Origin of the sequence: Mycobacterium terramassiliense, from assembly GCF_900157385.1 — a bacterium.
In the GTDB taxonomy this organism is placed as follows: Bacteria; Actinomycetota; Actinomycetes; order Mycobacteriales; family Mycobacteriaceae; genus Mycobacterium; species Mycobacterium terramassiliense.
This window is the reverse complement of record NZ_LT717698.1, coordinates 299,012-315,458: the sequence shown is the minus strand read 5'-3', so window position 1 is coordinate 315,458 and position 16,447 is coordinate 299,012. Positions and strand designations below refer to the sequence as shown.

Annotated in this window: 9 protein-coding genes and 1 pseudogene; all 10 read left to right on the top strand. The window is 71.8% G+C overall.

Annotated elements, in window-relative coordinates; all coding sequences use genetic code 11:
- Positions 1 to 126: 126 nt before the first annotated feature.
- The 10 genes and pseudogenes from argC (at position 127) to MTAB308_RS03510 (ending at position 16,437) form a co-directional block, all read left to right on the top strand.
- Positions 127 to 1,186 (top strand): annotated as a pseudogene (gene argC, locus MTAB308_RS03555) (N-acetyl-gamma-glutamyl-phosphate reductase).
- Complete coding sequence (gene argJ, locus MTAB308_RS03550) at positions 1,183 to 2,394, top strand: bifunctional glutamate N-acetyltransferase/amino-acid acetyltransferase ArgJ (RefSeq protein WP_077097932.1); 1,212 nt, start codon at positions 1,183 to 1,185, stop codon at positions 2,392 to 2,394. The pseudogene argC and the gene argJ overlap by 4 nt, the downstream one beginning before the upstream one ends.
- On the top strand, positions 2,391 to 3,278 hold the full coding sequence (gene argB, locus MTAB308_RS03545) for an acetylglutamate kinase (protein ID WP_077097930.1): 888 nt from the start codon (positions 2,391 to 2,393) through the stop codon (positions 3,276 to 3,278). Before argJ ends, argB begins: the two co-directional genes overlap by 4 nt.
- On the top strand, positions 3,275 to 4,465 hold the full coding sequence (locus tag MTAB308_RS03540) for an acetylornithine transaminase (protein ID WP_077097928.1): 1,191 nt from the start codon (positions 3,275 to 3,277) through the stop codon (positions 4,463 to 4,465). Before argB ends, MTAB308_RS03540 begins: the two co-directional genes overlap by 4 nt.
- Positions 4,462 to 5,388 (top strand): ornithine carbamoyltransferase, encoded by a 927-nt coding sequence (argF, locus tag MTAB308_RS03535; protein WP_077097926.1) that lies wholly within the window; start codon positions 4,462 to 4,464, stop codon positions 5,386 to 5,388. Before MTAB308_RS03540 ends, argF begins: the two co-directional genes overlap by 4 nt.
- Positions 5,385 to 5,879 carry an arginine repressor gene (locus MTAB308_RS03530; RefSeq protein ID WP_077097924.1) on the top strand — a complete coding sequence of 165 codons (495 nt, stop codon included), beginning with the start codon at positions 5,385 to 5,387 and terminating at the stop codon, positions 5,877 to 5,879. The genes argF and MTAB308_RS03530 overlap by 4 nt, the downstream gene beginning before the upstream one ends.
- Before the next feature lie 12 nt (positions 5,880 to 5,891).
- Positions 5,892 to 7,091: an argininosuccinate synthase gene (locus MTAB308_RS03525; RefSeq protein WP_077097922.1), complete on the top strand. Its 1,200-nt coding sequence runs from the start codon at positions 5,892 to 5,894 to the stop codon at positions 7,089 to 7,091.
- 82 nt (positions 7,092 to 7,173) lie between these two features.
- The gene (gene argH / locus MTAB308_RS03520; protein WP_077097919.1) at positions 7,174 to 8,598 is read left to right on the top strand and encodes an argininosuccinate lyase; all 1,425 of its coding nucleotides are present in this window, start codon (positions 7,174 to 7,176) and stop codon (positions 8,596 to 8,598) included.
- Positions 8,599 to 8,700: 102 nt separating this feature from the next.
- Positions 8,701 to 9,816, top strand: coding sequence for a type III polyketide synthase (locus MTAB308_RS03515; RefSeq protein ID WP_077097916.1), 1,116 nt, complete (start codon positions 8,701 to 8,703; stop codon positions 9,814 to 9,816).
- Positions 9,817 to 10,044: 228 nt separating this feature from the next.
- Positions 10,045 to 16,437, top strand: a complete 6,393-nt coding sequence (locus tag MTAB308_RS03510) for a type I polyketide synthase (protein WP_077097914.1) — start codon at positions 10,045 to 10,047, stop codon at positions 16,435 to 16,437.
- Positions 16,438 to 16,447 lie beyond the last annotated feature (10 nt).

Below are 16,447 nucleotides of genomic sequence, written 5' to 3'. Positions count from 1 at the left end.
CCGGTGGCGCCCAGGAGACTCGTGTAGGCCCTCGCTCTCCCGAAGCGGAGCCTTTGCCCGACACGATCTCCTGGGCGCACGCCGCCCCGGCGGCGGCGGAATGGATTTGCAAACCGCTGCATAACCATGCAGAATCGGGTGAATGGCCGACGTATTGAGGGTGGCGGTTGCCGGCGCCACCGGCTACGCGGGTGGGGAAATCCTCCGGCTGCTGCTCGGGCATCCGGCCTGCGCGGACGGCCGCCTGACCATCGGCGCGCTGACCGCCGCGGCCAGCGCCGGCAGCACGCTCGGCGAGCACCATCCGCACCTGATCCCGTTGGCCCAGCGCACGATCGAGCCCACCGATCCCGCCGTGCTGGCAAGCCACGACGTGGTGTTCCTGGGCCTGCCGCACGGGCATTCGGCCGCGCTGGCCGAACAGCTCGGCCCGGACACGCTCATCATCGACTGCGGGGCCGACTTCCGGCTCACCGACGCCGGCGCCTGGCAGCGGTTCTACGGAACGACCTACGCCGGCAGCTGGCCCTACGGCCTGCCGGAGTTGCCGGGCGCGCGCGAGCGGCTGCGCGGCGCGCGCCGCGTCGCCGTCCCGGGCTGCTACCCGACCGCGGCGTTACTGGGGTTGTCGCCCGCGATCGCCGAGGACCTCATCGAGCCCGCCGTCACCGTGGTCGCCGTCAGCGGCACCTCGGGGGCCGGCCGGGCGGCCAAGGCCGACCTGCTCGGCTCGGAGGTCATCGGCTCGGCGCGGGCCTACAACATCGCCGGCGCGCACCGGCACACGCCCGAGATCGCGCAGGGGCTGGGCGCCGTGACCCACCGCGACGTCACGGTGTCGTTCACCCCGGTGCTGATCCCGACGTCCCGGGGCATCCTGGCCACCTGCACCGCACGCACCCGAGCTCCGCTGTCACAGCTGCGCGCGGCCTACGAAAAGGCTTACGACGGCGAGCCTTTCGTCTATCTGATGCCCGAGGGGCAGCTGCCCCGCACCGGGGCGGTGATCGGCAGCAACGCGGCGCACGTCGCCGTGGCGGTGGACGAGGCGGCCGAGACGTTCGTGGCGATCGTCGCGATCGACAACCTGGTCAAGGGCACCGGCGGTGCCGCGGTCCAGTCGATGAACCTGGCGCTGGGTTGGCCTGAGGGCGAAGGGCTTTCGGTGGTGGGGGTCGCGCCGTGACCCACACAGCAGAGGCGCGGCTGCTGCGCGAACAGGGCGTCACCGCGCCCGCGGGGTTCCGGGCCGCCGGCATCGCGGCCGGCATCAAGGCATCGGGCGCCCCCGACCTGGCGTTGGTATTCAACGAGGGACCCGACTACGCGGCCGCCGGCGTGGTCACCCGCAACAAGGTCAAGGCCGCGCCGGTGCTGTGGACCCAGCAGGTGCTGACCACCGGGCGGTTGCGCGCGGTGATCCTCAATTCCGGCGGAGCCAACGCCTGCACCGGACCGGGCGGCTTTCAGGACGCCCACGCCACGGCGGAAGCGGTCGCTGCCGCCCTGTCCGACTGGGGCACCGAGACGGGGGCCATCGAGGTCGCGGTCTGCTCCACCGGGCTGATCGGTGACCGGTTGCCGATGGACAAGGTGCTCGCCGGGGTGCGCGAGATCGTGCACGACATGGCCGGCGGCCTGACCGGCGGCGAGGACGCCGCCCAGGCCATCATGACCACCGACACCGTGCCCAAACAGGTTGCGCTGCACCATGCCGACAACTGGACGGTCGGCGGAATGGCCAAGGGCGCGGGCATGCTGGCCCCGTCGCTGGCCACCATGCTGTGCGTGCTGACCACCGACGCGGCCGTGGAGCCGGCGGCGCTCGAGCGGGCGCTGCGCCGCGCCACCGCGCGCACGTTCGACCGGCTCGACATCGACGGCTGCTGTTCGACCAACGACACGGTGCTGCTGCTGGCGTCCGGAGCCAGCGAGATCACCCCGACTCAGGCCGCACTCGACGACGCGGTGCTACGGGTCTGCGACGACCTGTGCGCCCAGCTGCAGGCCGACGCCGAGGGCGTCACCAAGCGCGTCACCGTCACCGTGACCGGTGCGGCCTCCGAGGACGACGCGCTGACCGCCGCGCGTGCGATCGCCCGCGACAGCCTGGTCAAGACCGCGGTGTTCGGGTCGGATCCCAACTGGGGGCGGGTGCTGGCGGCCGTCGGCATGGCGCCGGTCGCCCTCGAGCCCGATCGAATTCGGGTGTCGTTCAACGGTTCCGCGGTGTGCATCGACGGGGTCGGGGCGCCCGGCGCGCGGCAGGTGGACCTGTCGGGCGCAGACATCGACATCACCGTCGACCTCCGGGTCGGCGACGCCTCCGCCGCCGTCCGGACCACCGACCTCTCACACGGCTACGTCGAAGAGAACTCGGCCTACAGCTCATGACCGTCCGCGTCGACGCGCTGCCCACGGGGGTCAAGGCCCAGGTGTTGGCGGAAGCCCTGCCGTGGCTCAAGCAGCTGCACGGCAAGATCGTCGTCATCAAATACGGCGGCAACGCCATGACCGACGACGCGCTGCGCCGCGCGTTTGCGGCCGACATGGCGTTCCTGCGCAACTGCGGCATCCATCCCGTCGTCGTGCACGGCGGCGGGCCACAGATCACCGCGATGCTGCGGCGGCTCGGCATCGACGGCGACTTCAAGGGCGGATTCCGCGTCACCACACCGGAAGTGCTCGACGTGGCGCGGATGGTGCTGTTCGGGCAGGTGGGCCGGGAGCTGGTCAACCTGATCAACGCGCATGGACCCTACGCCGTCGGCATCACCGGCGAGGACGCGCAACTGTTCACCGCGGTGCGGCGCAGCGTCACCGTCGACGGCGTGGCCACCGACATCGGCCTGGTCGGCGACGTCGACGAGGTCAACACCGCCGCGGTGCTGGATCTGATTGCGGCGCGGCGCATTCCGGTGGTTTCGACGCTCGCGCCCGACGCGGAGGGTGTGGTGCACAACATCAACGCCGACACCGCCGCGGCGGCGCTGGCCGAGGCCCTGGGAGCCGAAAAGCTGCTGATGCTCACCGATGTCGAGGGCCTCTACACCGGCTGGCCGGACCGCGGTTCGCTGGTCAGCGAGATCGACACGGTCGCGCTGGCGCAACTGCTGCCGACGCTGGAGTCCGGGATGATCCCCAAGGTGGAGGCCTGCCTGCGGGTCGTCACCGCGGGTGTGCCCAGCGCGCACATCATCGACGGGAGGGTCGAACACTGTGTGTTGGTCGAGCTTTTCACCGACGCCGGTACGGGCACGAAGGTGGTGAAGGCGTGACGGCGACGGAAGCGTTGAAGCAGCGCTGGGAAGCCGTGATGATGAACAACTACGGCACCCCCGCGGTGGCGCTGGCCAGCGGTGACGGTGCCGTGGTCACCGACGTCGACGGCAAGACCTACGTCGACCTGCTCGGCGGCATCGCGGTCAACGTGCTCGGCCATCGTCACCCGGCCGTCATCGAGGCCGTCACGCGCCAGATGGCGACGCTGGGCCACACCTCCAACCTGTATGCCACGGAGCCGGGCGTCGCGCTGGCCGAAGAACTGGTCGCCCTGCTGGCCGTCGAGACACAGGCGCGGGTGTTCTTCTGCAACTCGGGCACCGAGGCCAATGAGGTCGCATTCAAGCTGTCGCGGCTGACCGGCCGCACGAAACTGGTTGCGGCGCAAGAGGCGTTTCACGGCCGCACGATGGGCTCGCTGGCGCTCACGGGCCAGCCGAGCAAGCAGGCGCCGTTCGAGCCCCTGCCGGGGTACGTCACGCACGTGCCGTACGGCGACGTCGACGCGCTGGCCGCCGCGGTCGACGACGCCACCGCCGCCGTCTTCCTCGAGCCGATCATGGGGGAGAGCGGCGTCGTCGTCCCGCCCGAGGGCTACCTGGCCGCCGCGCGGGACATCACCGTGCGCCACGGCGCTCTGCTGGTGCTCGACGAGGTGCAGACCGGAATGGGCCGCACCGGAGCCTTTTTCGCCCACCAGCACGACGGCATCACCCCGGACGTGGTGACCATGGCCAAGGGGCTGGGCGGCGGGCTGCCCATCGGGGCGTGCCTGGCCGTCGGTCCGGCCGCCGAGCTGCTGACCCCCGGCCTGCACGGCAGCACCTTCGGCGGCAACCCGATCTGCACCGCGGCCGCCCTGGCGGTGGTGCGAACGATTCAGGCCGAGGGCCTGGTCCGGCACGCCGAGGTGCTCGGCAAGTCGGTGCGCCACGGCATCGAAACGCTGGGCCACCCGCTGGTCGACCACGTCCGCGGCCGCGGACTCCTGTGGGGCATCGTGCTGACCGCGCAGCGCGCCAAGGACGCCGAGGCGGCCGCGCGCGACGCCGGGTTCCTGGTCAACGCCGCCGCACCGCACGTCATCCGGCTGGCGCCGCCGCTGATCATCACCGAAACCCAGATCGATGCCTTCCTCGACGCGCTGCCGGGCATCCTCGACACTGCCGGAGCCGCAACGTGATTCGTCATTTCCTGCGCGACGACGACCTGTCGCCCGACGAACAGGCCGAAGTGCTCGCGCTGGCCGCCGAGCTGAAGAAGGACCCGTTCGGCCGTCGGCCGCTCGACGGGCCGCGCGGCGTCGCGGTCATCTTCGACAAGAACTCCACCCGCACCCGGTTCTCGTTCGAGGTGGGCATCGCCCAGCTCGGCGGGCACGCCGTCGTCGTCGACGCCCGCAGCACCCAGATGGGGCGCGACGAGACGCTGGGCGACACCGCGCAGGTGTTGTCCCGCTACGTCGAGGCCATCGTCTGGCGGACGTTCGGGCAGGACCGGCTCGAGGCGATGGCCGCCGCGGCGACGGTGCCCGTGGTCAACGCGCTCTCCGACGACTTCCACCCGTGCCAGGTGCTGGCCGACCTGCAAACGATCGCCGAACGCAAGGGATCGCTGAAAGGCTTGCGGCTGGCCTACTTCGGTGATGGCGCCAACAACATGGCGCAGTCCCTGATCCTCGGCGGGGTCACCGCCGGCATCCACGTGACCGTCGCGGCGCCGGACGGGTTCGCACCGGACCCGGTCGTGGTGGCCGCCGCCGGGCGGCGCGCCGACGCCACCGGCGCGTCGGTCACCGTGACCGCCGACGCCGACGCGGCCGCGAAGGGCGCCGACGTCGTCGTCACCGACACCTGGACGTCGATGGGCCAGGAGGGCGACGGGCTGGACCGGGTGGGGCCGTTCCGGCCCTTCCAGGTCAACGCCCGCCTCCTGAGCCTGGCCGACCCGGAAGCCGTTGTGCTGCATTGCCTTCCGGCCCACCGCGGCGACGAGATCACCGACGAGGTGATGGACGGCCCGGCCAGCGCGGTGTGGGACGAGGCCGAAAACCGGCTGCACGCCCAGAAGGCGCTGCTGGCCTGGCTGCTGGAGCGAGCGCGATGACTCGCAGCAAGACCACCCCCGAGACCACCCGGGCCGGGCGCCAGGACCGCATCGTGGCGATCCTGTCGTCGGCGTCGATCAGCAGCCAGAGCGAACTGGCGGCCAGGCTGGCCGACGAGGGCATCGACGTGACGCAGGCCACGTTGTCGCGCGACCTCGAGGAGCTGGGCGCGGTGAAGCTGCGCGGCGCCGACGGCGGTGTCGGGGTCTACATCGTTCCCGAGGACGGCAGCCCGGTGCGCGGGGTCTCGGGCGGTACCGCCCGGCTGTCCCGGTTGCTCGGTGAGCTGCTGGTGTCGGCCGACGCCAGCGCCAACCTCGCGGTGCTGCGCACCCCGCCCGGCGGCGCCAACTATTTGGCCAGCGCAATCGATCGCGCGGCGTTACCGTACGTCGTCGGCACCATCGCCGGCGACGACACCGTCTTCGTGGCGGCCCGGGCGCCGATGACCGGTGCCGAGCTGGCCACCACCCTGGAACGCCTGAAGTAACTAAGGAGATCTATGTCAGAGCGCGTCATCCTGGCGTATTCGGGGGGCCTGGACACCTCGGTGGCCATCAGCTGGATCGGCAAGGAGACCGGGCGCGAGGTGGTCGCGGTCGCGATCGACCTCGGGCAGGGTGGCGAGGACATGGAGGTCGTGCGCCAGCGGGCCCTGGACTGCGGCGCCGTGGAGGCCGTCGTCGTCGACGCCCGCGACGAGTTCGCCGAGGGCTACTGCCTCCCGACGGTGCTCAACAACGCGTTGTACATGGACCGCTACCCGCTGGTGTCGGCGATCAGCCGGCCGCTCATCGTCAAGCACCTCGTCGCCGCGGCGCGCGAGCACGGCGGCACGATCGTCGCGCACGGTTGCACCGGCAAGGGCAACGACCAGGTGCGCTTCGAGGTCGGCTTCGCGTCGCTGGCCCCGGATCTGGAGGTGTTGGCGCCGGTCCGTGACTACGCGTGGACGCGGGAGAAGGCGATCGCGTTCGCGGAGGAGAACGCGATCCCGATCAACGTCACCAAGCGCTCGCCGTTTTCGATCGACCAGAACGTGTGGGGCCGCGCGGTGGAAACCGGCTTCCTGGAACACCTTTGGAACGCGCCGACCAAGGACGTCTACTCCTACACCGAGGACCCCACCCTGAACTGGAGCCCGCCCGACGAGGTGATCGTCGGGTTCGAGCGCGGCGTGCCGGTGTCGATCGACGGCAAGGCGGTGTCGATGCTGCAGGCGATCGAGGAGCTCAATCGGCGCGCCGGCGCGCAGGGCGTCGGGCGCCTCGACGTCGTCGAGGACCGGTTGGTGGGCATCAAGAGCCGCGAGATCTACGAGGCGCCGGGCGCGATGGTGCTCGTCACCGCGCACACCGAACTCGAGCACGTCACCCTGGAGCGCGAGCTGGGCCGGTTCAAGCGGCACACCGACCAGCGCTGGGCCGAGCTGGTCTATGACGGGTTGTGGTACTCGCCGCTGAAGGTCGCGCTGGAGAGCTTCGTCGAGAAGACCCAGGAGCATGTCTCCGGCGAGATCCGGATGGTGTTGCACGGCGGGCACATCGCGGTCAACGGGCGGCGTAGCTCGGAATCCCTGTACGACTTCAACCTGGCCACCTACGACGAGGGCGACAGCTTCGACCAGTCGGCGGCCAAGGGCTTCGTCTACGTGCACGGGCTGTCGTCGAAGATCGCGGCCCGCCGGGACCAGGCCACATGACCGCGAGCGTGCGTGTCAGTACGGCGACACGCCGCGTTCCGCGTACAAGTGCGCACGCTCGCGCCGCCGTGAGCGAGCGCAGGTGAGCACGCGCGAGGGTTCGCTGTGGGGCGGCCGGTTCGCCGAGTGCCCCTCCGACGCGCTGGCCGCGCTGAGCAAGTCCACGCACTTCGACTGGGTGCTGGCGCCCTACGACCTGGTCGCCTCGCGCGCCCACACCGTGATCCTGTTCCGGGCCGGGCTGCTGACCGAGGAGCAGCGCGACGGGCTGCTGGCGGGCCTGGACAGCCTCGCCGCCGACGTCGCCGACGGCAGCTTCGCCCCGCTGGTCACCGACGAGGATGTGCACGCCGCGCTGGAGCGCGGGCTGATCGACCGGGTCGGGCCCGACCTGGGCGGCCGGCTGCGGGCCGGGCGGTCGCGCAACGACCAGGTGGCCACCCTGTTGCGGATGTGGCTGCGCGACGCGGTGCGCCGGGTCGCGGCCGGGGTCCTCGACGTCGTCGCGGCGCTGGCCGGCCAGGCCGCCGCGCACCCGGCGGCCATCATGCCGGGCAAGACCCACCTGCAGTCCGCGCAGCCGATCCTGCTGGCCCAGCACCTGCTCGCGCACGCCCACCCGCTGCTGCGCGACGTGGACCGGATCGTCGACTTCGACAAGCGGGCCGCGGTGTCGCCGTACGGCTCGGGGGCGCTCGCGGGGTCGTCGCTGGGACTGGACCCCGACGCGATCGCCGCGGAGCTGGGCTTTCGCGCCGCCGCCGAGAACTCGGTCGACGCGACCGCGGCCCGCGATTTCGCCGCCGAGGCCGCGTTCATCTTCGCCATGATCGGCGTCGACCTGTCCCGGCTGGCCGAGGACATCATCCTGTGGAGCTCGACGGAATTCGGCTACGTCACCCTGCACGATTCCTGGTCGACGGGCAGCTCGATCATGCCGCAGAAGAAGAACCCCGACATCGCCGAGCTGGCCCGCGGCAAGGCCGGGCGGCTGATCGGAAACCTCGCCGGGCTGCTGGCGACGCTGAAGGCCCAGCCGCTGGCCTACAACCGCGACCTGCAGGAGGACAAGGAGCCGGTCTTCGACGCGGTGGCCCAGCTGGAGCTGGTGCTGCCGGCCATGGCCGGGCTGGTGGCCAGCCTGACGTTCAACGTCGAGCGGATGGCGGCGCTGGCCCCGGCCGGCTACACGCTGGCCACCGACATCGCGGAGTGGCTCGTGCGGCAGGGCGTGCCGTTCAGGTCCGCGCACGAGGCCGCCGGGGCGGCCGTGCGGACCGCCGAGAACCGCGGCGTCGGGCTCGACGAGCTGACCGACGACGAGCTGGCCGCCATCAGCCCCGAGCTGACGCCACAGGTCCGCGAGGTGCTGACGATCGAGGGCTCGGTGGCCTCGCGCGACGCCCGGGGCGGCACCGCCCCGAGCCGCGTCGCCGAGCAGCTCGAGGCGGTCCTGGCCAGGCGCGCGGCCCTCGGCGAGCGGTTGGGCGGCGCAAGGCGTGATTGACCTGGGCATATGCCCGGCGGTTTTCAAACGGCTAAACTTCCAAACTTATGGCATCGAGTTGAACCGCTCGGGCTATGTCGTCGTCACCAAGGGATGGGACCAATGAGCGTCATCGCCGGAGTCTTCGGTGCGCTGCCGCCGCACCGCTATTCCCAGCGAGAGCTCACCGACTTCTTCCTCCGCATTCCCGGTTTCGAGGACTACGAGGACATCGTCCGCCAGCTGCACGCCAGCGCCAAGGTCAACGCCCGCCACCTGGTCCTGCCGCTGGAGCAGTATCCCGCGCTGACCGACTTCGGCCGCGCGAACCGGATCTTCATCGACAAGGCCGTGGACCTCGGTTGTGAGGCCCTCTCGGGTGCCCTGGGCGACGCGGGGCTGCGGCCCCAGGACCTCGATGTCCTCATCACGACGACCGTCACCGGGATCGCCGTCCCGTCGCTGGACGCCCGGATCGCCGGGCGGCTCGGGCTGCGCGACGACGTGCGGCGGGTGCCGCTGTTCGGCCTGGGCTGCGTGGCGGGGGCGGCCGGGGTGGCGCGCCTGCACGATTACCTGCGGGGTGACGCGGACGGCGTCGCGATCTGCCCGGCGCGCCTGCACGATTACCTGCGGGGTGACGCGGACGGCGTCGCGGCCCTGGTCTCGGTCGAGCTGTGCTCGATGACCTACCCCGGCTACAAGCCGTCGCTGGCCGGCCTGGTCGGCAGCGCGCTGTTCGCCGACGGCGCCGGGGCGGTGGTGGCCGTCGGTGAGCGGCGCGCCGGGCAGATCGCCGCGGGCGGCCCGGACATCATCGACTCGCGCAGCCACCTCTACCCGGACTCGCTGCGCACGATGGGATATGACGTCGGCGGCGCCGGGTTCGAGCTGGTGTTGTCCAAGGACGTCGCCGCCGTGGTCGAGCAGTACATCGCCGAGGACGTCGGCGGGTTTCTGGGTGCGCACGGCCTGAGCACCCCGGACATCGGCGCCTTCGTGAGCCACCCCGGCGGTCCCAAGGTCATCGAGGCGATCAACGCGAGCCTCGACCTGCCGCCGCAGGCGCTCGAGCTGACCTGGCGCTCGCTCGGCGAGATCGGCAACCTCTCGTCGGCGTCGGTGCTGCACGTGCTGCGTGACACCATCGCCAAAAAGCCGCCCAGCGGCAGCCCGGGCCTGATGCTGGCGATGGGTCCGGGATTCTGTTCTGAACTCGTGCTACTTCGGTGGCACTGATTCGGCGTGTTCGTGAACTTTTCGTCGTACGGTAAAGCTCTGCCCGTGGGGTCTGTTGGGGCGTTGTTCGAGGTGCTGACAGTGGGGCGGCGAAAGTGTGGTCGGGGGTCTGTTCGGGGGTTCAGGAGAGGCGCAAGCCGTGCCGGCCGGGGGGATGACCCCGGCGCGGCCGTCGGCGTGGCGCCGCCGTACCCCCGTTCGGATGAGTGACACGAGAGGCCGGGTGGCATGACCAGCACCCACGATGAGCTCGTCGCGGCGCTCCGACAATCACTGAAGGAAAACGAGCGGCTGAAGCGGGAGAACCGCGAGTATCTCGCCCTGATCGCCGAAGGGCCCACCGAGCCGGTGGCGGTCGTGGGCATGGCCTGCCGCTACCCGGGCGGGGTGGATTCGCCCGAGGGCCTGTGGCAGATGGTGGCCGAGGGCCGCGACGTGGTGTCGGAGTTTCCCGCCGACCGGGGCTGGGATCTGACCGATTTGTTCGATCCGGATCCCGATGCGGTGGGCAAGTCGTACACGCGCTGCGGCGGGTTCCTGGCCGACGTGGCGGATTTCGACGCCGCGTTCTTCGGGATCGCGCCCAGCGAGGCGCTGGCGATGGATCCGCAGCAGCGGCTGTTGTTGGAGGTGTCGTGGGAGGCGTTGGAGCGGGCCGGGATTGATCCGCTCGCGTTGCGGGGCTCGCCGACGGGCGTCTTCGCCGGGGTGTTCCACGGCTCGTATGGCGGCCAGGGCCGGGTTCCCGGCGACCTGGAACGGTATGGGCTGCGGGGATCCACCCTGAGCGTGGCCTCGGGCCGGGTGGCGTACGCGCTGGGGCTGGAGGGCCCGGCGGTGTCGGTGGACACGGCGTGCTCGTCGTCGTTGGTGGCGCTGCACCTGGCGGCGCAGTCGCTGCGGTCCGGCGAGTGTGATCTGGCGCTGGCCGGCGGCGTGACGGTGATGGCCACTCCGGCGATGTTCATCGAATTCAGCAGGCAGCGAGCGCTATCCGCCGACGGCCGATGCAAGGCGTACGCGGGCGCCGCCGATGGCACCGGGTTCTCCGAAGGCGCCGGTGTGCTGGCGCTGGAGCGGTTGGCCGACGCCCGGCGATGGGGGCATCCGGTGCTGGCCGTGCTGCGGGGATCCGCGGTGAATCAGGACGGCGCCTCCAATGGGCTGGCGACCCCCAACGGGCCGTCGCAGCAACGGGTGATCCGGGCGGCGCTGGCCAACGCGCGGCTCAGCGCGGCCGAGGTGGATCTGGTGGAGGGCCACGGCACCGGAACCACCCTGGGGGATCCCATTGAGGCACAAGCGCTTCTGGCGACCTACGGGCAGGAGCGGCCGGTGGATCGGCCGCTGTGGCTCGGGTCGATCAAATCGAACGTGGGACACACCTCGGCCGCGGCGGGCGCCGCCGGGGTGATCAAGCTGGTGCAGGCGATGCGGCATGGGTTGATGCCCAAGACGTTGCACGTCGATGCGCCGACGCCGCACGTCGACTGGTCGGCCGGGGCGGTGTCGCTGTTGACGGAGCCGCGGCCCTGGCCGGCACCAGGCCGGCCGCGTCGCGCGGGCGTGTCGGCGTTCGGGATCAGCGGCACCAACGCACACGTCATCGTGGAACAGGCACCGCCGGAGGTGGAAACCCCCGGGGCGGCCGGCGATGACGCGGCGGCGCCGTGGGTGCTGTCGGCGCGGTCGGCCGACGCGTTGGCGAACCAGGCCGCCCGGCTGCTCGCGCATGTGGACACCCATCCCGCCCTCAGCGCGGTCGACGTGGGCTGGTCGCTGGTCTCGACCCGATCGCTGTTCGAGCATCGCGCGGTCGTCGTGGGGGCCGGTCGCGACCAGTTGGTGGCGGGGTTGGCGAGCCTGGCCGCCGGCGAGCCGGGCGCCGGCGTGGTGACGGGGCGGGCGCGGCCGGTGGGCAAGACCGTGTTCGTGTTCCCGGGCCAGGGCTCGCAGTGGGTCGGCATGGGGGCCGAGTTGCTGGGCAGTTCAACGGTATTCGCCGACCAGCTGCGCCGGTGCGACAAAGCGCTCGCCGAGCACGTGGAGTGGTCATTGCTCGACGTCATCCGCGGCGCGCCGGGGGCCCCAGGGCTCGATCGGGTCGACGTGGTGCAGCCGGTGCTGTGGGCGGTCATGGTGTCACTGGCCGAGCTGTGGCGCTCGATGGGCGTGGCTCCCGACGCGGTGATCGGGCATTCGCAGGGTGAGATCGCGGCGGCCTATGTGGCGGGCGCGCTGTCGCTGGAGGACGCCGCCCGGGGGGTGGCGCTGCGCAGCCGGCTGCTGGTGGGCCTGTCGGGCGCCGGCGGCATGGTCTCGCTCGCGTGCGGGGCTGCGCGGGCCGGCGAGTTGGTGGCCGCGTGGGGCGATCGGCTGAATATCGCTGCCGTCAACGGTGTTTCGTCGGTGGCCGTGTCGGGGGACGTGGACGCCCTGGCGGAGCTGGTGCGACGGTGCGAGGCCGAGGAGATTCGCGCCCGCACGATCGACGTCGACTACGCGTCCCACTCCGCCCAGGTCGACGTCATCCGCGAACCGCTCCTCGAGGCGCTGGTCGGCATCGCGCCGCGGCCTTGCTCGGTCGCCTTCTTCTCCACCGCGACCGGTGACGTGATGGACACCGCCGGGCTGGACGCCGACTACTGGTACCGAAGCATCCGGCAGACGGTGCAATTCGAGCGAGCGGTGCGCAGCGCGGCCGACGCCGGCTATCGCGTCTTCATCGAATCGAGCCCGCATCCGGTGTTGATCGCCGGCATCGAACAGACGCTGGCGGACCAGGCCGGCGACGCGATCGTCATTCCGTCCCTCGGCCGCGACGACGGTTCCCTGCAAAGGTTTTGGCTGTCGGTTGCCCACGCGCAGGTGGCCGGTGCGCGCGTGGACTGGCGCCCGGCGCTCGCCGGTGGGCAGCGCGTGGACCTGCCGACGTACGGGTTTGTGCGGCGGCGGTTCTGGCTCCCGGACGCAGCGATGGGTTCGGGCGACGCCGCCAGCCTGGGCGTGCTGAGTGCCGAGCACGGTTTCCTGCGCGCGGTGGTGGAGCGGCCCGACGCGGGCGGGGTGGTCCTGACGGGCCGGTTGTCGGTGGCCACCCAGCCGTGGCTGGCCGGGCACGCGGTGGGAGACACGGTGTTGTTCCCGGGGGCGGGATTCGTCGAGTTGGCGATCCGGGCCGGCGACGAGGTCGGGTGCGGGGCCATCGAAGAGCTGACACTCTCGGCCCCGCTGGTGTTGCCCGGGACCGGTGCCGTGCAGATACAGGTGGTCGTCGGCGGCGTCGACGACTCCGGGCACCGGGAGGTGTCGGTGTACTCCCGTGGCGCCCAATCGGGTTCGGATTGGGTCCTGCACGCCCAGGGCCTGCTGAGCGAACGGCCCCTGACACCGGATTCCGACCTGTCGGTGTGGCCGCCCGTCGGTGCCACGCCGGTGGACGTCGCCGGCGCCTATGAGCGGCTGGCCCAGCGGGGCTACCGGTACGGTCCGGCCTTTACGGGGCTGCGGGCGATGTGGCGGCGGGGGGACGAGATCTTCGCCGAGGTCGAGGTGCCGCAGGACGCGGGCGCCCAAGCCGGCGGCTTCGGGATGCACCCGGTGCTGTTGGACGCGGCGTTGCACGCGCTCGGGCTGGCGGACGAACAGGCGCAGACGGTGCTGCCGTTTTCCTGGCAGGGCGTGTCGCTGCATGCCGCCGGCGCCGCGCGGGCGCGGGTTCGCATCGCTGCGGCCGGCGCGGGCGCGGTGTCGCTCGAGCTTGCCGACGCGACGGGGCTGCCGGTGCTGTCGGTGCGGTCGTTGGTGATGCGGCCGGTTTCGCACCGGCAGTTGTCCGCGGCCGCGGCGCCGGCCGAGGGGTTGCTGGAGGTGGCGTGGTCCCCGATCGTCCTGACCGGCACCGGGATTGACGACGGCGTCGCGATCTGGGAGCTGGCCGGCGCCGGCCCGGACGTGGTCGGCTCGGTGCACGCGGCCGCCACCGAGGTGCTGGGCGTGCTGCAGTCCTGGCTGGCCGGGGAAGGGTCCGGGGTGTTGACGGTGCTCACCCGTGGGGCCGTCGCGCTTGCCGGCGAAGACGTTTCGGACCTGGCCGGCGCGGCGGTATGGGGGTTGGTGCGCTCGGCCCAGTCCGAGCACCCCGGCCGGGTGGTGCTGGTGGATTCCGACGGCTCGGTGGACGTGGCGGCGGCGATCGCTTGCGGCGAGCCGCAATTGGTGATTCGCGCCGGTGTCGTCCATGCGGCGCGCCTGGCTCCGGTCGCCGCGGAGTCGGTGCTCGCGCTGCCGCCGCGGGGATGGCGGTTGGACGCCGGAAGCGCGGGCACGCTGGAGGACCTGGTGCTGGGGCCGCTCCCGCGGGCGGAACTCGCCGCCGGGCAGGTGCGGGTGGCGGTGGCCGCGGTCGGGGTGAACTTTCGGGATGTGTTGGTGGCGTTGGGCATGTATCCCGGCGGCGGCCAGTTGGGGGCCGAGGGCGCCGGGGTCATCACCGAGGTCGGTCCGGGCGTGACCGGGTTGGCCGTCGGCGACCCCGTGATGGGCTTGCTGGGCGTGGTCGGTTCCGAGGCCGTCGTGGACGAGCGTGTGGTGGTGCGGGTGCCGGCGGGGTGGTCGCTGGTCGAGGCCGCCGGTGTGCCGGTGGTGTTCTTGACGGCGCTGTACGGGTTGTCGGATCTGGCCGGGCTGCAGGCCGGTGAGCGGGTGCTGGTGCACGCCGCCACCGGCGGGGTGGGGATGGCCGCGGTGCAGCTGGCGCGGCATTGGGGCGCGGAGGTTTTCGCCACCGCCAGCCGCGGCAAGTGGGACACGTTGCGCGCCATGGGCTTTGACGACGCCCACATCGGCGATTCGCGGACCTTGGAGTTCGAGGACAAGTTTCGTGCGGTGGCGGGCGCCCAGGGCTTCCAGGTGGTGCTCAACTCGCTGGCCGGGGAGTTCACCGACGCGTCGTTGCGGTTGTTGGCCCCCGGGGGGCGCTTCATCGAGATGGGCAAGACCGACCCGCGGGACCCGGCGGTCGTCGCCGACCAACACCCGGGTGTGCGGTATCGGGCGTTCGACCTGATGGAGGCCGGACCCGAGCGCACCGCGGCGATGCTGGCCGAGGTGATGCGCCTGATGCGCGACGGTGCGATACGCCCGCTGCCGCTCAAGACCTTTGACGTCCGGTGCGCCTCGGCGGCGTATCGGTTCGTCAGCGCGGCCCGCCACATCGGCAAGGTCGCCCTCACGATCCCCGACGGGCCCGGCGGGGCCCTCAGCGGATCCGGTGGTGGGCTGGCCGGGGGCAGCGTCGTGATCACGGGCGGCACCGGCATGGCGGGTTCGGCGCTGGCCGGCCACCTCGTCGAGCGCTACGGGGTGGCCCACGTGGTGCTGGTCAGCCGCGCCGGCGCGGACGCCGCCGGGGTGCCCGAGCTGGTGGGCCGATTGGAAGGCGCGGGGGCCCGGGTGTCGGTGGTGGCCTGCGACGTGGCCGACCGCGACGCCGTGGCGGGGATGCTCGCCCACCTCCCCGCGGACTACCCGTTGCGCGCGGTCATCCACGCCGCCGGGGTGCTCGACGACGGGCTGATCTCCTCGATGACCGCCGAGCGGGTCGATGCGGTGTTGCGGGCCAAGGTCGACGGGGCCTGGAACCTGCATGAGGCGACCCGCGATCGCGACCTGGCCGCGTTCGTGGTGTTCTCGTCGATGGCCGGGATCGTGGGCACCCCGGGTCAGGCCAATTACGCCGCGGCCAACACTTTCCTCGACGGCCTCATCGCGCACCGGCGCGCGCACGGACTGCCGGGTGTATCGCTGGCCTGGGGGCTGTGGGAACAGGCCTCGGCGATGACCGCACACCTGGGCGATCGCGATAAGGCCCGGATGAGCCGCATCGGGCTGGCGGCCCTGTCGACCGAGCAGGCGCTGGAATCGTTCGACACCGCCATGCTCGTCGACCACCCCGTGGTGGTGGCGGTCCGCGTGGACCGAACCGCCCTGTCCGACAACGCCGCCGGGCTACCCCCGTTGTTGCGGGAGCTGGCCGCCCGCCCCACCCGCCGCGTCGTGACCGACCCCGGCCACACCGCGTCGACGACCGGCCTCAAGGCGCGCCTGCACGGGCTGAGCCCCGAGGCGCGCCAGCGCGAGTTGGTCGACCTGGTCTGCGGCAACGCCGCGACCGTGCTGGGGCTGCCCAGCGGCAGCGACATCGCCGCCGACCGCGCCTTCCAGGACCTCGGCTTCGACTCGCTGACCGCCGTCGAGCTGCGCAACCGCCTCAAAACCGCTGCCGGACTGACGCTTTCGCCCACCCTGATCTTCGACTACCCCACACCCGCGATCCTGGCCGCTCACCTCGGCACCGAACTGACCGCCACCGCCGACGGGCCCGCCCTGATGTCCCGCTTCGAGGACATCGTCCGCGAATTGCAGGCGCTGCTGGACTCACCCGACTGCAAGCCGGACGACAAGGCGCGGCTGAGCGCTCGCATCCAAAACCTGCTCGGCACCGCGGCCCCCGCCGACCGGCCCGACCCCGACCACCTCGACGAGCTCGATCAGGACCTCGATGCCGCAGACGAAAGCCAACTCTTCGCGATCCTCGACGAAGAACTCGGCCGCGAATGAGCCAGGAACC